The organism is Burkholderia sp. MS389 (genome assembly GCF_016899425.1).
Classification (GTDB): Bacteria; Pseudomonadota; Gammaproteobacteria; order Burkholderiales; family Burkholderiaceae; genus Burkholderia; species Burkholderia sola.
This window is the reverse complement of record NZ_CP045994.1, coordinates 150,064-171,629: the sequence shown is the minus strand read 5'-3', so window position 1 is coordinate 171,629 and position 21,566 is coordinate 150,064. Positions and strand designations below refer to the sequence as shown.

At 64.7% G+C, this 21,566-nt stretch carries 18 protein-coding genes; 1 reads left to right on the top strand and 17 read right to left on the bottom strand.

The window, feature by feature from the left end; all coding sequences use genetic code 11:
- Window positions 1-85 precede the first annotated feature (85 nt).
- Together GJG85_RS00785 and hemE are read right to left on the bottom strand one after the other, a co-directional pair.
- Window positions 86-2,347, bottom strand: a complete 2,262-nt coding sequence (locus tag GJG85_RS00785; protein ID WP_050015840.1) for a primosomal protein N' — start codon at window positions 2,345-2,347, stop codon at window positions 86-88.
- Window positions 2,348-2,798: 451 nt separating this feature from the next.
- Window positions 2,799-3,893 (bottom strand): uroporphyrinogen decarboxylase, encoded by a 1,095-nt coding sequence (hemE, locus tag GJG85_RS00780; protein ID WP_290369655.1) that lies wholly within the window; start codon window positions 3,891-3,893, stop codon window positions 2,799-2,801.
- A 148-nt stretch (window positions 3,894-4,041) separates the two neighbouring features.
- Here hemE and GJG85_RS00775 point away from each other — a divergent pair, with 148 nt between their 5' ends.
- Window positions 4,042-4,860, top strand: a complete 819-nt coding sequence (locus GJG85_RS00775) for a transporter substrate-binding domain-containing protein (protein WP_050015836.1) — start codon at window positions 4,042-4,044, stop codon at window positions 4,858-4,860.
- Window positions 4,861-5,584: 724 nt separating this feature from the next.
- Here GJG85_RS00775 and GJG85_RS00770 read toward each other — a convergent pair.
- The 15 genes from GJG85_RS00770 to mnmG all read right to left on the bottom strand — a co-directional run bounded on the left by GJG85_RS00770 (window position 5,585) and on the right by mnmG (window position 21,279).
- Window positions 5,585-7,312, bottom strand: a complete 1,728-nt coding sequence (locus GJG85_RS00770; RefSeq protein ID WP_176016535.1) for an AMP-binding protein — start codon at window positions 7,310-7,312, stop codon at window positions 5,585-5,587.
- Window positions 7,313-7,581: 269 nt separating this feature from the next.
- Window positions 7,582-8,007: a F0F1 ATP synthase subunit epsilon gene (locus GJG85_RS00765; RefSeq protein ID WP_006477288.1), complete on the bottom strand. Its 426-nt coding sequence runs from the start codon at window positions 8,005-8,007 to the stop codon at window positions 7,582-7,584.
- Between the two features lie 121 nt (window positions 8,008-8,128).
- Window positions 8,129-9,523, bottom strand: coding sequence for a F0F1 ATP synthase subunit beta (gene atpD, locus GJG85_RS00760; protein ID WP_031397079.1), 1,395 nt, complete (start codon window positions 9,521-9,523; stop codon window positions 8,129-8,131).
- A gap of 66 nt (window positions 9,524-9,589) precedes the next feature.
- Entirely contained in the window at window positions 9,590-10,465 is an 876-nt protein-coding gene (gene atpG, locus GJG85_RS00755) for a F0F1 ATP synthase subunit gamma (RefSeq protein ID WP_034209645.1), read from the bottom strand.
- A gap of 122 nt (window positions 10,466-10,587) precedes the next feature.
- Complete coding sequence (atpA, locus tag GJG85_RS00750) at window positions 10,588-12,129, bottom strand: F0F1 ATP synthase subunit alpha (RefSeq protein ID WP_006756467.1); 1,542 nt, start codon at window positions 12,127-12,129, stop codon at window positions 10,588-10,590.
- Window positions 12,130-12,173: 44 nt separating this feature from the next.
- Entirely contained in the window at window positions 12,174-12,713 is a 540-nt protein-coding gene (locus GJG85_RS00745; RefSeq protein WP_006477284.1) for a F0F1 ATP synthase subunit delta, read from the bottom strand.
- 2 nt (window positions 12,714-12,715) lie between these two features.
- On the bottom strand, window positions 12,716-13,186 hold the full coding sequence (locus tag GJG85_RS00740) for a F0F1 ATP synthase subunit B (protein WP_006477283.1): 471 nt from the start codon (window positions 13,184-13,186) through the stop codon (window positions 12,716-12,718).
- Between the two features lie 129 nt (window positions 13,187-13,315).
- Window positions 13,316-13,585 (bottom strand): F0F1 ATP synthase subunit C, encoded by a 270-nt coding sequence (gene atpE, locus GJG85_RS00735; RefSeq protein ID WP_006482730.1) that lies wholly within the window; start codon window positions 13,583-13,585, stop codon window positions 13,316-13,318.
- Window positions 13,586-13,660: 75 nt separating this feature from the next.
- Window positions 13,661-14,512 (bottom strand): F0F1 ATP synthase subunit A, encoded by an 852-nt coding sequence (atpB, locus tag GJG85_RS00730; RefSeq protein WP_050015830.1) that lies wholly within the window; start codon window positions 14,510-14,512, stop codon window positions 13,661-13,663.
- 110 nt (window positions 14,513-14,622) lie between these two features.
- Window positions 14,623-15,147 carry an ATP synthase subunit I gene (locus tag GJG85_RS00725; RefSeq protein WP_050015828.1) on the bottom strand — a complete coding sequence of 175 codons (525 nt, stop codon included), beginning with the start codon at window positions 15,145-15,147 and terminating at the stop codon, window positions 14,623-14,625.
- 572 nt (window positions 15,148-15,719) lie between these two features.
- Window positions 15,720-16,850, bottom strand: a complete 1,131-nt coding sequence (locus GJG85_RS00720; RefSeq protein WP_050015826.1) for an SLC13 family permease — start codon at window positions 16,848-16,850, stop codon at window positions 15,720-15,722.
- A 10-nt stretch (window positions 16,851-16,860) separates the two neighbouring features.
- Window positions 16,861-17,754, bottom strand: a complete 894-nt coding sequence (locus tag GJG85_RS00715; protein ID WP_011546803.1) for a ParB/RepB/Spo0J family partition protein — start codon at window positions 17,752-17,754, stop codon at window positions 16,861-16,863.
- 31 nt (window positions 17,755-17,785) lie between these two features.
- Window positions 17,786-18,565, bottom strand: a complete 780-nt coding sequence (locus GJG85_RS00710; RefSeq protein ID WP_050015824.1) for a ParA family protein — start codon at window positions 18,563-18,565, stop codon at window positions 17,786-17,788.
- Between the two features lie 51 nt (window positions 18,566-18,616).
- The gene (gene rsmG, locus GJG85_RS00705; protein WP_050015822.1) at window positions 18,617-19,303 is read right to left on the bottom strand and encodes a 16S rRNA (guanine(527)-N(7))-methyltransferase RsmG; all 687 of its coding nucleotides are present in this window, start codon (window positions 19,301-19,303) and stop codon (window positions 18,617-18,619) included.
- Window positions 19,300-21,279, bottom strand: coding sequence for a tRNA uridine-5-carboxymethylaminomethyl(34) synthesis enzyme MnmG (gene mnmG / locus GJG85_RS00700; protein WP_089488023.1), 1,980 nt, complete (start codon window positions 21,277-21,279; stop codon window positions 19,300-19,302). The genes rsmG and mnmG overlap by 4 nt, the downstream gene beginning before the upstream one ends.
- Window positions 21,280-21,566: the final 287 nt, after the last annotated feature.

Below are 21,566 nucleotides of genomic sequence, written 5' to 3'. Positions count from 1 at the left end.
GCGAGACGGGAGACGATTCGGGCGCGCGGCGGCCCCGGCTTCCCGTATCAGGCAACGCCTCGCGCGACAGCCGCGCGGGCGTCGCTCAGATATCCAGCGGATCGACCTCGACGCTCCACCGCAGCACGCCCTTCAGCGCGCGCAACTCCGGCAACCATGCGCGCAGCGCATGCTGCAGCGCCGCCCGCGATGCGCTTTCGAGGAGCAACTGCGCGCGGTGAACGTTGGCGACCTTCACGATCGTCATCGGCACCGCGTCGTACACGGTCACGCGTTCGGCGCCCGGCAGCCCCGGCAACGCGGCCGCGGCCTGCAGCAGGAACGCGAGCGCCGCGTCGAGCGTACGCCCTTCGGCGCGCAGCAGCGCCTGGTAGACGAACGGCGGCAGGTGCGCGTCGCGACGCTCGCCGAGCTGCGAATTCGCGAAGCCGACGTAATCCTGCCGGCCGAGCGCGTGGTACAGCGCGTGACGCGGGTAGCGCGTCTGCACCATCACCTCGCCCGGCAGCCCGGCCCGCCCCGCGCGGCCGCTCACCTGCATCAGCTGCGCGAACAGCCGCTCGCTCGCGCGGAAGTCGTGCGAAAACAGCGCGGTATCGGCATTGAGCACGCCGACGAGCGACACGCGCTGGAAGTCGTGCCCCTTCGCGATCATCTGCGTGCCGACCAGGATGTCGACCTCGCCCGCGTGCACGTCGGAAAAAAGCGCCTGCGCGCTGCCCTTGCGGCGCGTGCTGTCCGCGTCGATCCGCAGGATCCGCGCGCCCGGCACGGTCTCGGCGAGCGCCTCCTCGATGCGCTGCGTGCCGCGCCCGAGCGGCGCGATGTCGACGTTCCCGCACTCGGGACACGACCGCGGAATCCGCGCTTCCCAGCCGCAGTGATGGCAGCGCAGCGCATGCTCGGGCTTGTGCAGCACGACGTACGCGCTGCAGCGCGGGCAACCGGCCACCCAGCCGCATGCGTCGCACGCGAGCTGCGGCGCATAACCGCGCCGGTTCAGGAACACGAGGCTCTGTTCGCCGCGTTCGAGCCGCGCCTTCAGCGCCGCGACGAGCGGCCCCGACAGCCCGCCCATCGATGCGCGCCCGCGCCGCCGTTCCTCTTCGAGATCGATCAGCCGCACGGTCGGCAGCGTCGCGTCGGCCACCGCGCGGCGCGACAGCGTGAGCCGCGTGTAGCGCCCCTGCTCGGCCTGCCACCAGCTTTCGAGCGACGGCGTGGCCGAGCCGAGCACGATAGTGATGCCGAGCTGCTTCGCGCGCCACACCGCCAGGTCACGCGCCGAATAGCGCAATCCTTCCTGCTGCTTGTACGCGGGCTCGTGCTCCTCGTCGACGACGATCAGCGCAAGCGTCGGCATCGACGCGAGCACCGCGAGCCGCGTGCCGAGCACGATCCGCGCGCGGCCCGTGTGCGCGGCGAGCCAGTTGCGCGCTCGCTCGCCTTCGGCAAGCCCGCTGTGCAGCGTGACGATCGCATCGTCGGCGAGCGCGCCCGCGAAGCGCGCGCGAAACGCGGCCTCGAACTGCGGCGTCAGGTTGATTTCCGGCACGAGCACGAGCGCCTGCGCGTCCGGCCGCGCGTCGAGCAGCGACGCGAGCGCATGCAGATAGACCTCGGTCTTGCCGCTGCCCGTCACGCCGTGCAGCAGGAACGGCGCGAAGCCCTGCGCCGCGCGGATCGCGTCGAGCGCCTCGGCCTGCTGGTCGGTCAACGCCGGCGGCACAGCGCGTCCACTGCTTGTCGACAGGTTATCCACAGGGTTGGCCACAGGCGCATCGGCCCAGCCGATCTCTTCGACGTCGACCCAGCCGCGTGCCGCCCAGTCGTCGAGCGTCGCGACAGCCTTCGGATGCAGCGCACGCGCGTCGGGCAGCGTCAACGAACCGGTATCGGCCAGCGCCTGCGCGAGCCGGCGCAGCGCGGCGCCGCGCGCGGGCAATGCGTCGGGCAGCGCCGCGCGGCCGGCTTCGGTCGGCCGGTAGCGCACTTCGGGCGCGAGCAACCGCCCCCAGCGCCCGGCGTCGCGCAGCGCCTGCGGCAGCGCCGGTAACGCGACTTCGCCGCGCCCGCGCTGATAGTAGTCGGCGGCGAACGATACGAGCGCGAGCCAGTCCGCCGACAGCGGCGGCAGCTCCGTGCAGATCGCATCGACCGCGCGCAGCCGCGTCGGCGGTACCTCGGTGTGAGTGGTGACTTCGCAGACGAGCCCGACGGCCTGCCGCTTGCCGAACGGCACCTGCACGAGCGTGCCGGGCACGGGCACCGGCTGCGCGTCGCAGCGGTAGTCGAACAGGGTCGCGAGCGGATGGTCGAGCGCCACGCGCAGGTAGGTGCCGCTCATCCGCGCGCTCCGGCAGCGGCGGTACGCAGCATACGGACGGCCGGCATCCGCGTCCGCATCGCGGCGGCGAACTTAAAGTAAAACGTCAGATTCGGCGCTAAGTTTTGGATTCGCATTAGGAATCGCCGTATACCCTGCCCAGCCTGTGGATAACTTTGTTGAGAACTCGCCGCTCAATGGCCGCAACGCGCGCCGGGCCGTGCTTTCCGCTGTTTTTCGCCGCTTCCGGCGGTGCCCCGCGAAGCCTTATTCCATAAGGCTGCTATTCAAATTACCCAACCATAGCGAGACAAATTGACCGATACGGGGCTCTACCGCGCTGCAACGTGGAAAATGTGTATAAGTCAAGTCTTGACAAGCACCGAATCGGCAACGGGAGCGGGGTTGCGTCCTGTTTAGTTTCAAAAACGAAACATCGTCATCCCGCAGCGCAGCATGACGGCGCTTGCGTTCAGCCCGCCGCTCCGCTACGGATCGCGCGGCTGTGGGTATGGACTTCGTCGACGAGTTCGGCGACGTGATCGGGCGACGTGAATTGCGAAATGCCGTGCCCGAGGTTGAACACGTGGCCCGGATGGTTGCCGTAGCTGTCGAGCACCGCGCGCGCCTGTTCGCGCACCGCGGCCGGCGGCGCAAACAGGATCGTCGGGTCGAGGTTGCCCTGCAGGGCGACGCGCCCCGCGACGCGCTCGCGCGCGGCGCCGAGGTTGACCGTCCAGTCGAGCCCGACCGCGTCGACGCCGGTCGCCGCGATCTCCTCGAGCCACAGCCCGCCGCCCTTCGTGAACGTGATCACCGGCACGCGCTCGCCGTCATGCTCGCGCTTGAGCTGCGACACCACGCGACGGATATAGTCGAGCGAGAAGCGCTGGTACGCGCCGTCGGCCAGCGCGCCGCCCCACGTATCGAAGATCATCACGGCCTGCGCGCCCGCTTCGATCTGTGCGTTCAGGTACGCGGCCACCGCCTGCGCGTTCACGTCGAGGATCCGGTGCATCAGGTCCGGGCGCGAATACGCCATCGACTTCACCGTACGGAAATCGTCCGAGCCGCCGCCTTCGACCATGTAGCACGCGAGCGTCCACGGGCTGCCCGAGAAGCCGATCAGCGGCACGCGCTGCCGGCCCTGGCCGTCGGTGAGCGCGCGGCGGATCTCGCGCACGGCGCCCGTCACGTAGCCGAGCGTCTCCTCGATGTCCGGCACCGCGAGCCTCGCGACGTCGGCCTCGGTGCGCACCGGATGCGCGAACTTCGGCCCTTCGCCGACCTGGAAGTCGAGGCCGAGCCCCATCGCGTCGGGAATCGTCAGGATGTCCGAGAACAGGATCGCGGCGTCGAGCGGAAAGCGCTCGAGCGGCTGCAACGTCACTTCTGTCGCGTAGTCGGGATGCTTCGCGAGACCGAGGAAGCTGCCGGCGCGCGCGCGCGTCGCGTTGTATTCGGGCAGGTAGCGGCCGGCCTGGCGCATCAGCCAGATCGGCGTGTAGTCGGTCGGCTCGCGCAGAAGCGCACGCAGGAAGGTGTCGTTGAGCAGGTTATGGGCCACGGTAGGAGCGACGAAGCGAAGGCAAAGCGGCATTTTACCGGACAGCCGCGATCGGGCTGCGCATGCCGATGCGATGGCGGCCATATGACGCGCGCGATGGCTCCGTTATGATCGGACGCTCATATCGAACGAAACGAAGGAGGAGACGATGAAGACACTCGCCACGCTTGCCGCGCTCGCCACTGCCACCGCGTTTTGCTGCGCTGCCGCGCACGCGCAGGGAGCGGCCACGGCCACGGCCGCGCCCGCGGGCGCTGCGACCGCCGGCTCGCGGCTCGACGACGTGCTCGCGCGCGGCACGCTGCGCGTGTGCACGACGGGCGATTACAAGCCGTATTCGTACTACCGCGCGGACGGCCGCTTCGAGGGCATCGACATCGATATGGCGGAGTCGCTCGCGAAATCGCTCGGCGTGAAGGCGGACTACGTGAAGACGAGCTGGCCGAACCTCACCCACGACTTCGTCGCGAAGTGCGACATCGCGGTGGGCGGCGTGTCGACGACGCTCGAGCGCCAGAAGCGCGTGTTCTTCACGCAGCCGTACGTGGTCGACGGCAAGACGCCGATCGTGCGCTGCGCGGATGCCGACAAGTACCAGACCGTCGCGCAGATCGACCGGCCCGATACGCGCGTGATCGTGAATCCGGGCGGGACCAACGAGCGCTTCGCGAAGCAGTTCTTCGCGCATGCGAACCTGAGCGTCTATCCGGACAACGTGACGATCTTCAAGCAGATCCTCGCGGGCAAGGCTGACGTGATGGTGACGGATGCGTCCGAGACGCTGCTGCAGCAAAAGCTGAATCCGGGCCTCTGCTCGGTGCATCCGGACAAACCGTTCCAGTTCGGCGAGAAGGCGTATATGGTGCCGCGCGGCGACGTCGTGTTCCAGCAATACGTCGACCAGTGGCTGCATCTCGCGCTGTCCACCGGTGAATACCAGGCAATTGCGGACAAGTGGCTGAAGTAGTCGCGAGCGCGTGCGGCCTCGGCGGCCAATAATGGAAATCGTCCCCGTTGTTGCCGCCGACGAAGACTGAAAGCGGTGTGTTCTGCAGCCGGGCCGGCGCCCCGCCGTTACAGATTGCGGTGACGCCGACCGGCGTAAAACCGCGAAAATTGGCCGAATGGCCGACTACCACGTGCGCCGATCACGTTTCAAAATCTTTCTGACGAATGAATCCTCATGCGCGGTATCTATCGCGCGATGCACATTCACGCGTGCAAATGGGCAATTCACTGACGCGAAAACGCAGGAAAAACGCGTGATGCGCATACGATGAAAACTCTGCGGAAAAGACGGGTAAATATGACCTTTTTCAGGACCCCGAAAACAGCAAAAAATCCCGGAAAGCCTTATCTGGCGGGCGTTACAACCTGAAACACTTTGTTACCGCCACGGGTCATTAATTCGCCCACAATGGGCCTCAACGGTTTCAACACGGATGCGGTCTCGTGTGCCAAGTGTGAGCGGACGCGAAGCGCTGCGAGCCAGTCGGTCACGTACCGAAGCCCTTCCGAGGGGCATCCCTGTTGGAGTCGTTTCCGGCCCCCGCCGGATCCGGTTTCATCTTTGGTCTCCTCGCGCTAACCCCGTAGCGTGTGGTTTTTAGCGGGCTAATAAGCCCGCTTTTTTTCGTCCATCGAAAACGTAGCGACCTACAGGCCGCCACGTTTTTTCGCACCGTCTCCCTTCAAGCAGTCTTCTGCACGTCGAGCTTCAGTTCGTCGATCATCCGCTCGCGCATCACGAACTTCTGCACCTTGCCCGTCACCGTCATCGGCAGTTCGTCGACGAAGCGGATATAGCGCGGAATCTTGTAGTGCGCGATCTGCCCGTTGCAGAACGCGCGCACGTCGTCCTCGGTCATCTGCTCGTCCGCGCGCAGCACGATCCACGCGCACAGCTCCTCGCCGTACTTCGCATCGGGCACGCCGAATACCTGCGCGCTCTGGATCTTCGGATGGCGGAACAGGAATTCCTCGATCTCACGCGGATAGACGTTCTCGCCGCCGCGAATCACCATGTCCTTCAGGCGGCCGACGATGTTGCAATAGCCGTCCTCGTCGAGCGTCGCGAGGTCGCCCGTATGCATCCAGCCGTCGACCAGCACCTCGCGCGTCTTCGCGTCGTCATCCCAGTAGCCGAGCATCACCGAATAGCCCTTCGTGCACAGCTCGCCCGTCGCGCCGACCGGCACGATGTTGCCGCTCGGATCGACGATCTTCACTTCGAGATGCGGCTGGATGCGGCCGACCGTCGTCGTGCGCTTTTCCAGCGGATCGTCGGTCGAGCTCTGGAACGACACGGGGCTCGTCTCCGTCATCCCGTACGCGATCGTGATCTCCGACAGATGCATCTGCGCCACCACGCGCTTCATCGTCTCGATCGGGCACGGCGAGCCGGCCATGATCCCGGTGCGCAGCGTCGACAAGTCGAATCTCGCGAATTCCGGATGATCGAGCTCCGCGATGAACATCGTCGGCACGCCATGCAGCGCGGTGCAGCGTTCTTCGGCCACTGCCGCGAGCGTCGCGACCGGATCGAACGCTTCGCCGGGAAACACCATCGCGGCGCCCGTCGACACGCAGGCGAGCACGGCCAGCACCATCCCGAAGCAGTGATAGAGCGGCACCGGGATGCAGAGCGAATCCTGTTCGGTGAAACGCATCGCCATCGCGATCGAGCGCGCGTTGTTGACGACGTTGCGGTGCGTGAGCGTCGCGCCCTTCGGGCTGCCGGTCGTGCCGCTCGTGAACTGGATGTTGATCGGATCGTTGGCCGCGAGCGTCGCGCCGATCGCATCGAGCAGCGCCGGATCGACGGCCCGGCGGCCGCGCGCCATCACGTCCGCGAAGCGGAACATGCCGGCGGGCGCCACCTCGCCCATCGACACGATCGTGCGCAGGCTCGGCACGCGCGCCGCATGCAGGTCGCCCGGCGTCGCGGTCGCGAGCTCCGGCGCGATGGTCTGCAGCATCTCGACGTACGCGGAACTCTTGAAGCGCTCGGCCGCGATCACGGCCTTGCAGCCGACCTTGTTCAGCGCGTATTCGAGCTCCGACAGCCGGTAGGCCGGATTGATGTTGACGAGCACCGCGCCAATCCGCGCGGTCGCGAACTGCGTGAGCAGCCATTCGCTGCGGTTCGGCGACCAGATGCCGACGCAGTCGCCCTTCACGATCCCGAGCGCGGCGAGCCCCGCGGCCAGCACGTCGACCTCGTGTGCGAATTCGCGCCAGGTCCAGCGCACCTGCTGCTCGCGGAACACGACGGCCGGACGGTCGGGAAAGCGGCCGGCCGTGTCGAGCAGGAACCGGCTGATCGTCGCGTCGGATAGCGGCACGTCGGTCGCGCCGCGCACGTAGGACAGTCCGTTTTCGGGCGCGATCAGCGCCCCCTTGCCAAGGTCTGCTGCCATCGATGTCTCCGTCCGTTTTTGTCTGATCGGCCCGCGCGCGTGCTGCGCCTGCCTGCTGCGCGCGCGCCTCCGCCGCGACGATCGCGACGGACGGCCTCAGCGCGGATGATGCCGCGCTCCGCTGACGACACTCTGACATCGAATCGCGGCGGGCGGGTGAAATAGCACGACCGGACGATACGATCCGGCCCGCAAAAAGACAGACGAAAAAGCCGGGCGAAAAAAAGCAGCCCGAAGGCTGCTTTCTTTCGCGGGATACGCGGCGCGGCTCAGTGCCGGCTGCGGATCTTCGCCAGACGCTGGATCGCCTCGAGCTGCGCCATCGCGGTCGCGAGCTCGGATTGCGCTTTCGCGAGGTCGAGATCCGACTTCGCGTTCTGCAGCGTTTCCTCGGCGCGCTTGCGCGCTTCCTCGGCTTTCGCCGCGTCGAGGTCCTTGCCGCGGATCGCGGTATCGGCGAGCACCGTCACGGCGCCCGGCTGCACTTCGAGAATGCCGCCCGCGACGAACACGAATTCGTCGTTGCCGCCCTCGACCTCGATGCGCACCGCACCCGGACGAATCCGCGTGATCAGCGGCGTGTGACCCGGCAGAATACCCAGCTCACCCGTTTCGCCCGGCAGCGCGACGAATTTCGCCTCGCCCGAGAAGATCTGCTCTTCCGCGCTGACGACGTCTACTTTGATGGTTGCCATATCGACTCCAATCTCATCCACAGGTTGAGCGTATTGCGGCCGACGCGGGCGGCCGGCATACAAGTCATCGCTGACTCATTGCTCCGGCCGGCACACGCCGGCTTGCGCCCCACTCAAGCCCTTACTGGATCTTCTTGGCCTTTTCGAAGGCTTCGTCGATCGTGCCGACCATGTAGAACGCCTGTTCCGGCAGGTGGTCGCACTCGCCGTCGACGATCATCTTGAAGCCACGGATCGTTTCCTTCAGCGGTACGTACTTGCCCGGCGAGCCCGTGAACACTTCAGCGACGTGGAACGGCTGCGACAGGAAACGCTGGATCTTACGTGCACGTGCGACCGACAGCTTGTCTTCCGGCGACAGTTCGTCCATGCCCAGAATCGCGATGATGTCGCGCAGTTCCTTGTAGCGCTGCAGCGTCTGCTGAACGCGACGGGTGATCGAGTAGTGCTCTTCACCGATCACGTTCGGGTCGATCTGGCGCGACGTCGAGTCGAGCGGGTCGACCGCCGGGTAGATGCCCAGCGAAGCGATGTCACGCGACAGAACCACGGTTGCGTCCAGGTGGCCGAAGGTGGTCGCCGGCGACGGGTCGGTCAAGTCGTCCGCAGGGACGTACACGGCCTGAACCGACGTAATCGAGCCCTTCTTGGTCGACGTGATGCGCTCTTGCAGCTTGCCCATTTCTTCAGCCAGCGTCGGCTGATAGCCCACTGCCGACGGCATACGGCCGAGCAGTGCCGACACTTCGGTACCGGCCAGCGTGAAACGGTAGATGTTGTCGACGAAGAACAGCACGTCGAGGCCTTCGTCACGGAAGTGCTCGGCCATCGTCAGGCCGGTCAGCGCGACGCGCAGACGGTTGCCCGGCGGCTCGTTCATCTGGCCGTACACCAGCGCGACCTTGTCGAGAACGTTCGAGTCCTTCATTTCGTGGTAGAAGTCGTTCCCTTCACGGGTACGCTCGCCCACGCCCGCGAACACGGAGTAACCGCCGTGTTCCTTCGCGATGTTGTTGATGAGCTCCATCATGTTGACGGTCTTGCCCACGCCAGCACCGCCGAACAGGCCAACCTTGCCGCCCTTCGCGAACGGGCAGATCAGGTCGATGACCTTGATACCCGTTTCGAGCAGTTCGGTCGACGGCGACAGTTCGTCGAACGCCGGTGCCTTCTGGTGGATCGAACGCGTCGTTTCGCTTTCGATCGGGCCGGCTTCGTCGATCGGACGGCCGAGCACGTCCATGATACGGCCGAGGGTCGGCTTGCCGACCGGCACCGAGATCGGCTTCGCCGTGTTCTTCACGGTCAGGCCGCGGCGCAGGCCGTCGGATGCACCCAGACAAATGGTACGGACCACGCCGTCGCCCAGCTGCTGCTGGACTTCGAGCGTCAGTTCCGAGCCATCGAGAATGAGCGCGTCGTAGATCTTCGGCATGCTGTCGCGCGGGAATTCCACGTCGATAACGGCGCCGATGCACTGTACGATCTTGCCTTCTACCAAAGCAGCAGTACTCATCGCTTTTCCTTTAAATACCTGATTCTTTACTCGCGCAAAGGCGCAGTTGTCGTCCCGGGCGCGCGCTTAAACAGCGGCTGCGCCGCCGACGATCTCCGACAGTTCTTTCGTGATCGCGGCCTGACGGCTCTTGTTGTATACGAGCTGCAGTTCGCTGATCACCGTCTTCGCGTTGTCGGACGCGGCCTTCATCGCGACCATGCGCGCCGATTGCTCGGACGCCATGTTTTCCGCGACGGCCTGGTACACCAGCGCCTCGACGTAACGCACGAGCAGTTCGTCGACGACTGCCTGCGCGTCCGGCTCGTAGATGTAGTCCCACGACGTCGCCGGCGTACCGTCATCGGCTTCGAAGTGTTCCGACGACAGCGGCAGCAGCTGCTCGATCACGGCTTCCTGCTTCATCGTGTTGACGAAGCGCGTGTAAGCGATATAAACCGCCGACAGCTTGCCTTCCGAGTACAGATCGAGCTGCGTCTTCACGGCGCCGATCAGCTTGTCCAGGTGCGGGGTGTCGCCGAGGTGCACGACCTGCGACATCACCTTCGCGCCGAAGCGGTTCAGGAACCCGAGGCCCTTGCCGCCGATCGCGGTGGCTTCGACCTTCTGGCCCTTCTCTTCCAGCTCCTTGAACTTCTGCACCGTCGCACGCAGCACGTTGGTGTTCAGACCACCGCACAGACCCTTGTCCGTCGTGACGAGGATGATGCCGGCCGTCTGCGCGCCGTCGTTCGCCACCATGAACGGGTGGCGGTACTCGGGGTTCGCACGGCTCATGTGCGCGGCGATGGCACGGACCTTGTCTGCATACGGACGAGCAGCGCGCATGCGTTCCTGCGCGCGACGCATCTTCGATGCAGCCACCATCTCCATCGCCTTCGTGATCTTGCGCGTGTTCTGCACGCTCTTGATCTTGCCGCGAATTTCCTTCATTCCAGCCATAGCTTGCTCCTTTGCGCCCCGAGTTAGCGCTTGAGCGCTTTACTCGGGGCTCATGCCTCGCTCACCGAAGCGGCGCGGGCGCATCATGCGCGCCCGCGCGGCCTCGGTGTGTCACTCGCGGATCAATAGGCACCGGACTTCTTGAAGGATTCGATCGCCGCGCGCAGCGCGCCTTCGTCGTCCTTCGAGAGATCCTTGGTGTCTTCGATGCGCTTGATGAGGTCAGCGTGGCTGGTCTTCAGGTTGTCGCGCAGGCCCTTCTCGAACGACAGCACTTGCTTGACGTCGAGATCGTCGAGGTAGCCGTTGTTCGCGGCGTACAGCGACACGGCCAGTTCCCAGACCTGCAGCGGCTGGTACTGCGGTTGCTTCAGCAGTTCCGTCACGCGGCGGCCGCGCTCGAGCTGCTTGCGGGTCGCTTCGTCGAGGTCCGATGCGAACTGCGCGAATGCGGCCAGTTCACGGTACTGCGCGAGGTCGGTACGGATACCGCCCGACAGCTTCTTCACGACCTTCGTCTGAGCGGCGCCACCGACGCGCGACACCGACACGCCGGCGTTGATTGCCGGGCGGATACCTGCGTTGAACAGGTCGGTTTCCAGGAAGATCTGGCCGTCGGTAATCGAGATCACGTTCGTCGGAACGAACGCGGTCACGTCGCCAGCCTGCGTTTCGATGACCGGCAGTGCCGTCAGCGAGCCGCTCTTGCCCTTCACTTCGCCGTTCGTGAACTTCTCGACGTACTCTTCCGACACGCGAGCCGCACGCTCGAGCAGACGCGAGTGCAGATAGAACACGTCGCCCGGGTACGCTTCACGGCCCGGCGGGCGGCGCAGCAGCAGCGAGATCTGACGGTATGCCCAAGCCTGCTTGGTCAAGTCGTCATAGATGATCAGCGCGTCTTGGCCGCGGTCGCGGAAGTATTCGCCCATCGTGCAGCCGGCGTACGGCGCCAGGTACTGCATCGCAGCCGAATCCGATGCCGAAGCGGCGACGACGATCGTGTATTCCATCGCGCCCGTTTCTTCGAGCTTGCGAACCACGTTCATGATCGACGAAGCCTTCTGGCCGATCGCGACGTAGATACAGATCAGGTCCTTGCCCTTCTGGTTGATGATCGCGTCGAGCGCCACCGCGGTCTTGCCGCACTGACGGTCGCCGATGATCAGCTCGCGCTGGCCACGGCCGATCGGCACCATCGCGTCGATCGACTTGATGCCCGTCTGCACCGGCTGCGACACCGACTTACGCCAGATCACGCCCGGGGCGATCTTTTCGATCGCGTCGGTCAGCTTCGCGTTGACCGGGCCCTTGCCGTCGATCGGGTTGCCGAGCGCGTCGACCACGCGGCCGACGAGTTCCGGACCAACCGGGACTTCGAGAATGCGGCCCGTCGTCTTGACGATGTCGCCTTCCGAGATGTGTTCGTATTCGCCGAGAATCACCGCGCCGACCGAGTCGCGCTCGAGGTTCAGCGCGAGACCGAACGTGTTGCCCGGAAACTCGAGCATTTCGCCCTGCATCACGTCCGACAGGCCGTGGATACGCACGATACCGTCGGTCACGGAGATCACGGTGCCCTGGTTGCGAACGTCTGCGCTCGCTTCAAGGCCCTGGATCCGGCTCTTGATCAGCTCGCTGATCTCAGAGGGATTGAGTTGCATTATTCGCTCCTGATAGTCAATTCTGTTGCGTGCCGGCGTGGCGCTCAGGCGGTCAAGGCAGCCTGCATCGATGCGAGACGCGCGCGAACCGAGGTGTCGAGCACTTCGTCGCCGACCGTCACGCGCACGCCGCCGATCAGCGACGAATCGACTTCGACCGTCGGTTTCAGCTTGCGCTTGAACTTGCGTTCGAGGCCCGAGACGAGACTGTCGAGATCCGCGCCGTTCAGCGGGAACGCGCTCACGATCTCGGCGTCGGCTGCACCTTCACGTTCGTTCTTGAGCGCCTCGAACTGCTCGGCAATTTCCGGCAGCAGCGCGATGCGATGATTGTCGACCAGCATCTGCACGAAGTTCTTCGCTTCGGCGCCGGCCGCGACGGGCGACTTCACCGCAGCAAGCAGCAGCTCGGCTACTTGCGTGCGCGTCACCTTCGGGCTCGACGCGACCGACAGCACTTCCGGCAGACGCGCAACCTGGGCCAGCTCTTGCACGAGCGTGGACCAGGCGGCGATGTCACCGCCCTCGGCCACGCGGAACAGCGCTTCTGCGTAAGGGCGGGCGATGGTTGCAAGTTCGGCCATGATCAGAGCTCGGCTTTCAGTTGATTCAGCAGTTGGGCGTGGGCCGTTTGATCGACTTCGCGCTTCAGGATCTGCTCGGCGCCCTTCACGGCCAGCGCGGCGACTTCGCCACGCAGCGCTTCGCGCGCCTTCACGATTTGCTGTTCTGCTTCCGCCTTCGCCTGGGCGACGATGCGGGCGGCTTCAGCCTGGGCGTTGGCCTTGATTTCCTCGGCGACCGCCTGCGCACGCTTTTCAGCGTCGGCGATGCGCTGCTGGCCGTCGTTGCGGGCCTGCGCGAGTTCCTGGTCCACGCGCTTGTGCGCTGCGTCGAGTTCCGCCTTGCCCTTCTCCGCGGCGGCGAGGCCGTCGGCGATCTTCTTCGAACGTTCGTCGAGGGCGTTGATCAACGGCGGCCACACGAATTTCATCGTGAACCACGCGAGGACCAGGAACACGACCATTTGCGCAAACAGAGTTGCGTTGAGATTCACGGTGTTTCCTTATCTGCTATTCCGGAAAAATGAAACGGTAAGGCGCTCATCGAGTTGCATTCGATCAGCGCCCCAAGTCTCCGTTCCGCCCTGCGCCGGCTCGCGCCGGACGCATATTTCCGAGGAACCTTAGCCTGCGAGCTTCGACAGGAGCGGGTTCGCGAACGCGAACAGCATTGCGACACCAACGCCGATCAGGAATGCAGCGTCGATCAGACCAGCCAGCAGGAACATCTTCGTTTGCAGCGGGTTGATGAGTTCCGGCTGACGTGCGCAGGCTTCGATGTACTTGCCACCCATCAGCGCGATACCGATACAGGCGCCGATTGCACCCAGGCCGATGATGATGCCGATACCGATGGCGGTCAGACCCTGGATGTTGGCGATGTAAGCTTGCATGATCACTCCTTTGTGAAAAGACTTGGAACTGAGATTTAAAAAACTAAAACGAAGACTCTTTGTTGCACGCCGCGCTTAGTGCGTGTCGTGCGCCTGGCCGAGATACACCAGCGTCAGCATCATGAAAATGAATGCCTGCAACAGAACAATCAGGATGTGGAAGATTGCCCAGACGCTACCCGCGATCACATGACCAACGAAGCCGAGGAACGTTGCGTCGCCACCGAAGCTCCACATACTGCCGAGCAGGGCGATCAACAGGAACAACAGCTCACCCGCGTACATGTTGCCGAACAGCCGCATGCCGAGGGAGACGGTCTTTGCGAGGTATTCGACGATGTTCAACGCGAGGTTCGGAATCCACAGCAGCGGGTGGGCGCCGAACGGCGCCGACAGCAGCTCATGCACAAAGCCGCCCGCGCCCTTGATCTTGATGCTGTAGTAGATCATCAGGACGAACACGCCGAGCGCGATGCCGAGCGTGCCGTTCAGGTCGGCCGTCGGGACGATGCGATGGTGGGAAATCACGTCCGACAGACCGAGCAGGCCGATCACGCGGCCCGGCAGGTCGACCGGGAGGAAGTCGAGGGAGTTCATCAGCGCGACCCACACGAACACCGTGAGGGCGAGCGGCGCGATGAAGGTGCGATTGCCGTGGACGATGGCCTTCGACTGGTCTTCGACCATTTCGACGAGCATCTCGATCGCGCACTGGAAACGGCCCGGCACGCCCGACGTCGCCTTGCGGGCGGCCAGACGCAGCAGGAGGATCGTCACGATGCCGCATACGATCGACCAGAACAGCGTGTCGATATTCCAGACGTGAATATCGAAAATCGACGTCTGATGCGAGGTGGAGAAATTCTGCAAGTGGTGCGCAATGTACTCGGACGGATCCGGACCGCGCGTGCCTTCGCTAGCTGCCATATCGTTAATGCCACCCAAATTGTCGAAAATCGTTTTGCCCCGTTCCGCAACACGCTATTGCGGGAACGGGCCGGTGCGGTTCGTTGTCGAAACCGCACGCTGCTTGTTCCTTACCGCCAGGCCAGCGCGATCCAGTACGTCTTCAGCACGACGAGGTACGTGACGAGGAACGGCACCCAGTGCACGCCGGCCCAGCCGAACGCCACCGCGGTGAACATCCCGATCGTCAGAGCGAGTTTCAGGGCTTCGCCCATCACCCAGCTCATCACGGTGGCCGAGCCACCTGCCTTCAGTCGTGCCACGAATACCGCACTGGGCACCCAGCCGATCGCTCCGCCCAGAAACGCGGATTGCGCAGCGGCGCCCGGCGACTTCGAAAACAGCCACCACGCCAGCGTTGCAACCAGGGACAGGACCACTTGCGCGAACACCACCTTGTAGGGGGTCACGCGCGAGGGCTTGCTCACGTTCGGGCCAAACAGCCTTTCGGCCTCGGCCCGCGTCAGCGGAACGATGTTGTTATCTTGCTGCTCGACATCCCAGTCGTCGTCGGATTCACGCCGCTCGCCGGCCGCCGAAGCGGTGCGTTGCGTGCGCTGATCATCGTGCCTGTCGTCCGGCGCCTGACCCGCCATCGCAATCTTCCGCTGAAATCCTTGAACCCGACCCCAAGCTTTCTGAAAGCTTTCAGGGGTGCCTAGCTAACAAATCCGGGCGATTGTAAGCGATAGTTGCAAGTGATTCAAGGCTTTAGACGCGACAAAAACCTGCATAAAACGACGCCTCATGATGTGAAAAAACGCCCGATTCGACGACGTACGATGACAGTTGTAAGGTCGGTTTCCTGCACCGGTATTTCGTGCGCAAAAAACTCCGGTGACGGGGGTAAATGGCGGGGAAACGATGCGCGGGGCGGGTCAGGCGGAAGCGGTGCGATCGCCGCACGGAATTCGCTGCAATGCAGCCATTGGAAACGACTCGGCGCGACGCGCCCGAATCAGCCACGCGCGAGAACCGAACAGCGCGCGCGACGCGAGAAATTCGACCGGATGTTCGCGCATCGATTCATCCAGTCAGTTGTCGCGCCGCCACAGATGTTCGACTGTGGATTGCAACACTTATCCACAATGCTCGATCACGATGGACGCTGTGCGCCCTGCCCCCCCCGACCCGAACGGCACACCTGCGCCGCACGCACCGGCCTCGCTCAACCGTGCATGAGCAGCCACGCGCCGAGCGCCGCGCTCACCAGCGCGAACGGAATCGACACGACGTGGAACGGCAGCCACATGCGCGGCTCCTTCGCGAGACGCACCGCGATCAGGTTCGCGAGCGAACCGATCGCGAAACCGAAGCCACCGACCGATACGCCGAAGGCAAGCGCGCGCCAGTCGCGCGTGAACTCCGAGAGCAGGATCGCGGCCGGCACGTTGCTGATCACCTGCGACAGCACGGCGCCAGCGGCATAGACGCGCAGCGGCGAATCGAGTTGCGCGTGCGCGATCGCGTCGTGCACGACGGGCAGCGCGGCCGCGCTGCGCAGCACGACGAACATCAGCACGAAGATCAGCAGCAGCAGCCAGTCGATCTTCAGGACTGCGTCGCGTTTGACGGCGAGCAGCACGATCGCGACCCCGACGAGGCCCGGCAGCGGATGGTGCGCATCGGCGAGCAGCACGAATGCGGCGAACAGCACCGCCGCGATCAGCGCGTGCATGCGTTGTACGGGAAAGGCCGCGGCGTCGCCGGACAGGTCGAGCGGCTTCGCGCGGAACATCAACGCGGTCAGCACGAGCAGCAGCGCCATTAGCGCGACGGCGAGCGGCCCGAGCGTGACCACGAAGCGGCCGAACGACACGCCGCTCAATTGCCACAGGAAAAGATTCTGCGGATTGCCGAGCGGCGTCGCGACGGACCCCGCATTGACCGCCAGCGCGACGACGATCACGAGCCGCCGGAACGGCAGCGGCGTCAGCGCGCGCAGCGACACCATCAACGGCACGACGACGAACAGCGCGACGTCGTTGGTGAGCCACATCGACAATACCGCGGCGAAGCCGACGAGCAGCATCGCGAGCCCGCGCTCGGAATGCACGTGATGCACGATGCGATGCGCGAGCCACATCAGGCAGCCGGACAGCTCGAGCGCCTTCGTCAACATCAGCAGGCCCGCGAGCGTCGCGACCGTCTGCCAGTCGACGCGATCGGCGAGTACCGAAAATGGTTGCGGACGCACCCATTGCAGCACGATCAGCCCCAGCGCGAGCACCGATAGTACCGGTTCCTGCGCAAGCCAGCCGAGCCACCGGCGCGGCGGCGGTGCGCCCGTTTCCTGCATACCTGCCCCGTTATTCTTCTGTTGCGACGTTGCCGCGCAGTCGCGCGAGAATGCCCTCGAGTGCATCGAGGTTGCCGAAGTCGATCAGCACCTGCCCTCGCCCGCGGCGGCCGAGCTTGATCTTCACCGTCGACGCGAGCAGGTCCGACAACTCCTCTTCGAGGCGACGCGTATCGCGACCGCCATCGTCCTTCGCACGCGCCTTCACGGCGGGGGCTTCCTTCGTCGTGTGCGAGACGAGCTTCTCGGTCTCGCGCACCGACATGCGCTTGTTGACCACCTGATGCGCGAGCGTGATCTGCGTGGCCGCATCGACCGCGAGCAGCGCCCGTGCGTGCCCCATGTCGAGATCGCCGGCCAGCAGCATCGTCTGCACCGGCGACGCGAGGTTCAGCAGGCGCAACAGGTTCGACACCGCGCTGCGCGAACGGCCGACCGATTCGGCCGCCTGTTCGTGCGTGAAACCGAACTCGTCGAGCAGACGCTGGATGCCGTGCGCCTCTTCGAGCGGATTCAGGTCCTCGCGCTGGATGTTCTCGATCAGCGCCATCGCGGCGGCGGCCTGATCGGATACGTCCTTCACGAGCACCGGCACTTCATCGAGGCCGGCCAGGCGCGCCGCGCGGAACCGCCGCTCGCCCGCGATGATCTCGTATTTGTCTGACGAAATGGGCCGTACCAGGATCGGCTGCATCACGCCCTGCGCGCGAATGCTTGCCGCGAGTTCCTGCAGGCTGCCCTCGTCCATCCGCGTGCGCGGCTGGTACTTGCCGGCTTGCAGCTTGCCGAGCGCGAGCGTGTTCGGTGCGCCTTCGATCTTCACCGCTTCGGTGATATCGGCGCTGCCGCCGAGCAGCGCTTCGAGGCCACGTCCCAAGCCCTTCTTCTTTGGTACCGCGTTCATGTCTTTCTTCCTCGCTTCGCTCATGTCCGGATCACGACACCTCGAACGCGCGCACGCGCTCGATCATCTCGGCACCGAACTGGATATACGCCTGCGCACCACGCGAGCTGCGATCGAACACGACGCCCGGCAACCCGTAACTCGGCGCTTCGGCGAGGCGCACGTTGCGCGGAATCACCGCGTCGAACACCTTGTCGCCGAAGTGCGCTTTCAGTTGATCGGAGACTTGCTGCTGCAGCGTGATGCGCGGATCGAACATCACGCGCAGCAAGCCGATGATCTTCAGGTCGCGGTTCATGTTCGCGTGAACCTGCTTGATCGTGTTGACGAGGTCCGACAACCCTTCCAGCGCAAAGTACTCGCACTGCATCGGAATCACGACGCCATGCGCCGCGCACAGGCCGTTCAGCGTCAGCAGCGACAGCGTCGGCGGGCAATCGATCAGCACGAAATCGTAGTCGTCGGCCACGTGCTCGAGCGCGGCCTTCAGGCGACGCTCGCGGTTGTCGATGCTGATCAGTTCGATCTCGGCGCCGGACAGCTCGCGGTTCGCGGGAAGCACGTCGTAGGTGACGCCTTCCGGACGCACGCGCGCGTCGGTGACCGACACGCCGTCGACCAGCACTTCGTACACGGTCGCTTCGCAGGCGGCCTTGTCGATCCCGCTGCCCATCGTCGCGTTGCCCTGCGGGTCGAGATCGATCAACAGGACTCGTTGCTCCTGCGCTGCAAGGCTTGCGGCGAGATTGACCGATGTCGTCGTCTTGCCGACGCCCCCCTTCTGGTTCGCAACGCAGAAGATCTTTGCCATCGTTGGTGTGTTCCCTTTACCTTCAAACAAACGGCGCGCTACCGCGCGCCTTCAATTCGCGTCGTCGACGGCCACTTCGAACAGATGCCGCTCCGCATCGAGCATCGGCACCGCCAGCCGGATCGTCTGCTTCACGCGGCTGCCTTCCGGCAACCGCGCAATCTCGTCGTCCGGATGAACGCCCTTCATCGCCCAGATCGATCCGCCCGGCGCAACCAGATGTCGAGCAAGTTTAACGAAGTCGGACAGGTCCGCGAAAGCGCGGGATACGATCATGTCGAATTTTTCCGGGACTTCGACACCCGGCTGCAGCGATTCGACCCGGCCGGTCACGACCGACAGGTTCGCGAGCTTCAGTTCCGCGCGCATCTGCGTCTGGAACGCCGATTTCTTCTGCACGATGTCGTTCAGCGTGACCTGCCAGCCCGGCTCGACGATCGCCAGCACGATACCGGGCAGCCCGCCGCCCGAGCCGACGTCGAGCACGCGCGCCGACGTACGGCCGCGCAGATGCGGGACGATCGAAAGCGAATCGAGGATGTGCTGGATCAGCATCTGCTTCGGGTCGCGGATCGCGGTCAGGTTGTAGACCGCATTCCACTTGCCGAGTAGCGCGACGTAGTCCAGCAGCTGGTTGCGCTGCGTATCCGTCAGCGTGAGGTCGAGCGCCGCCGTGCCTTCGACGAGCATCCCCTCCAGTACGTCCCGATTAACCGCCGGCGCGCGACGCGCCGTCATTGTTGCGTCGGGACAGTGCCGTCCCCCTGCTCCGCGGCCGCGGCGGCCTCTGCGGCCGTACCATTACGGCGGCCCAGGCCGCGACGCTTCAGATGCACCATCAGCAGCGAGATTGCCGCCGGCGTGACGCCCGAGATGCGGGACGCCTGCCCGATCGTTTCCGGCCGGAACTCGTTGAGCTTCTGGCTCACCTCGAACGACAGGCCGCGAACCTCGCGGTAATCGATACCGTCCGGCAGGCGCGTGTTTTCGTTCGCGTCGTTGCGCTCGATCTCCGACGCCTGGCGCTCGATATAGCCCTGATACTTGATACCGATCTCGACCTGCTCCTTGATCTGCTCGAGCAGCACCGGATCGTCGGTCAACGGCTCCGCGGGGCCGCACTCGCCGCCCTTCAGCCCGCACACGCCGTCGTAGCTCACGCCGGGGCGGCGCAGCAGCTCGGCGAGGCTGTATTCGTGGTCGATCGCCTTGCCGAGCAGCGCGGTCGCCTCTTCGGCAGGCAGCGTCTTCGGCGTAACCCACGTCGACTTCAGGCGTTCGGTTTCACGTGAAACAGCGTCGCGCTTCCGGCTGAAGGCATCCCAACGTGCATCGTCCACCAGTCCAAGCTCGCGGCCGATCTCGGTCAGGCGCATGTCGGCGTTGTCTTCGCGCAGGCTCAGGCGATACTCGGCCCGGCTCGTGAACATCCGGTACGGCTCCGCCACGCCGCGCGTGACGAGATCGTCGACCAGCACGCCCAGATATGCCTGGTCGCGACGCGGGCACCACGCATCCTTTTCCTGCACGTAGCGGCCCGCATTGAGACCAGCCAGCAGACCCTGTGCAGCCGCTTCTTCGTAGCCGGTCGTCCCGTTGATCTGACCCGCAAAGAACAGTCCGTTGATCGCCTTCGTCTCGAGCGACGCTTTCAACGCACGCGGGTCGAAATAGTCGTACTCGATCGCGTAACCGGGGCGCAGGATGTGCGCATTCTCGAGGCCGCGCATCGAATGCACCAGCTCGAGCTGCACGTCGAACGGCAGGCTCGTCGAGATCCCGTTCGGGTAGAACTCGTTAGTCGTCAGCCCTTCCGGCTCGAGGAAGATCTGGTGCGATTCCTTCGATGCGAACCGGTGGATCTTGTCCTCGATCGACGGGCAATAGCGCGGCCCGACGCCTTCGATCACGCCTGTATACATAGGCGAACGGTCGAGACCGCCGCGAATGATGTCGTGCGTGCGTTCGTTCGTGTGCGTGACCCAGCACGGCAGCTGCTGCGGATGCTGCTCCGCGCGGCCCAGGAACGAGAACACGGGAATCGGATCGAGGTCGCCCGGTTGCTCGTCGAGCTTCGAGAAGTCGATCGTGCGGCCGTCGATACGCGGTGGCGTACCGGTCTTCAGCCGGCCCTGCGGCAGCTTCAGCTCCTTCAGGCGCGACGACAGCGACACGGCCGCCGGATCGCCCGCGCGACCGCCCGTGTAGTTGTTCAGGCCGACGTGGATCTTGCCGTCGAGGAACGTACCGGCCGTCAGCACGACCGCGCGAGCGCGGAAGCGGATGCCGATCTGCGTGACGGCGCCGACCACGCGGTCGCCTTCGACCATCAGATCGTCGACGGCCTGCTGGAACAGCCACAGGTTCGGCTGATTTTCGAGCCGGTGGCGGATCGCGGCCTTGTACAGGATGCGATCGGCCTGCGCACGCGTCGCGCGCACAGCCGGCCCCTTCGACGAATTGAGGATCCGGAACTGAATACCGCTTTCGTCCGTCGCGGCGGCCATTGCGCCGCCCAACGCGTCGACTTCCTTGACCAGATGGCCCTTGCCAATGCCGCCGATCGACGGATTGCAGCTCATCTGCCCAAGCGTTTCGATGTTGTGGGTCAGCAGCAGTGTCTTTGCGCCCATACGGGCGGACGCCAGCGCGGCTTCCGTGCCGGCATGGCCGCCACCGACGACGACGACGTCAAATTCTGTGGGAAAAAGCATGGTGGATTCCGTACGCGGAACTGCGTACGAACCTATCTGAGAAATGTATGGGCCGAATTATAGCGGGTTCGCTTTTCGCCCGAAGGCCGTCCGAATGGTAGGGTCTGTGCATTTCGGCGATTTTTTAGTCGGGAACACGCAAATTTGCCGCGCCGGGGCTGTCTCGGCGTTGTCGGTGAGCGATTCAACGCACATCTTCGGGCCTGTGCAAAGCATGTACGGAACCCCGAACTCCCCGATGTCTGTGGCCAGCGCAACACTTCGAACCCGTGGCCGTGCGCCCTCCG

What these genes read in the sequence shown, in the direction of transcription:
- atpG (WP_034209645.1), bottom strand. Translation starts at nt 10,465, where the DNA reads ATGGCTGGAATGAAGGAAATTCGCGGCAAGATCAAGAGCGTGCAGAAC.
- rsmG (WP_050015822.1), bottom strand. Translation starts at nt 19,303, where the DNA reads ATGACGGCGCGTCGCGCGCCGGCGGTTAATCGGGACGTACTGGAGGGG.
- atpD (WP_031397079.1), bottom strand. Translation starts at nt 9,523, where the DNA reads ATGAGTACTGCTGCTTTGGTAGAAGGCAAGATCGTACAGTGCATCGGC.
- atpA (WP_006756467.1), bottom strand. Translation starts at nt 12,129, where the DNA reads ATGCAACTCAATCCCTCTGAGATCAGCGAGCTGATCAAGAGCCGGATC.
- GJG85_RS00775 (WP_050015836.1), top strand. Translation starts at nt 4,042, where the DNA reads ATGAAGACACTCGCCACGCTTGCCGCGCTCGCCACTGCCACCGCGTTT.
- GJG85_RS00725 (WP_050015828.1), bottom strand. Translation starts at nt 15,147, where the DNA reads ATGGCGGGTCAGGCGCCGGACGACAGGCACGATGATCAGCGCACGCAA.
- GJG85_RS00765 (WP_006477288.1), bottom strand. Translation starts at nt 8,007, where the DNA reads ATGGCAACCATCAAAGTAGACGTCGTCAGCGCGGAAGAGCAGATCTTC.
- GJG85_RS00745 (WP_006477284.1), bottom strand. Translation starts at nt 12,713, where the DNA reads ATGGCCGAACTTGCAACCATCGCCCGCCCTTACGCAGAAGCGCTGTTC.
- GJG85_RS00785 (WP_050015840.1), bottom strand. Translation starts at nt 2,347, where the DNA reads ATGAGCGGCACCTACCTGCGCGTGGCGCTCGACCATCCGCTCGCGACC.
- GJG85_RS00710 (WP_050015824.1), bottom strand. Translation starts at nt 18,565, where the DNA reads ATGGCAAAGATCTTCTGCGTTGCGAACCAGAAGGGGGGCGTCGGCAAG.
- atpE (WP_006482730.1), bottom strand. Translation starts at nt 13,585, where the DNA reads ATGCAAGCTTACATCGCCAACATCCAGGGTCTGACCGCCATCGGTATC.
- GJG85_RS00720 (WP_050015826.1), bottom strand. Translation starts at nt 16,850, where the DNA reads ATGCAGGAAACGGGCGCACCGCCGCCGCGCCGGTGGCTCGGCTGGCTT.
- mnmG (WP_089488023.1), bottom strand. Translation starts at nt 21,279, where the DNA reads ATGCTTTTTCCCACAGAATTTGACGTCGTCGTCGTCGGTGGCGGCCAT.
- atpB (WP_050015830.1), bottom strand. Translation starts at nt 14,512, where the DNA reads ATGGCAGCTAGCGAAGGCACGCGCGGTCCGGATCCGTCCGAGTACATT.
- GJG85_RS00770 (WP_176016535.1), bottom strand. Translation starts at nt 7,312, where the DNA reads ATGGCAGCAGACCTTGGCAAGGGGGCGCTGATCGCGCCCGAAAACGGA.
- GJG85_RS00715 (WP_011546803.1), bottom strand. Translation starts at nt 17,754, where the DNA reads ATGAACGCGGTACCAAAGAAGAAGGGCTTGGGACGTGGCCTCGAAGCG.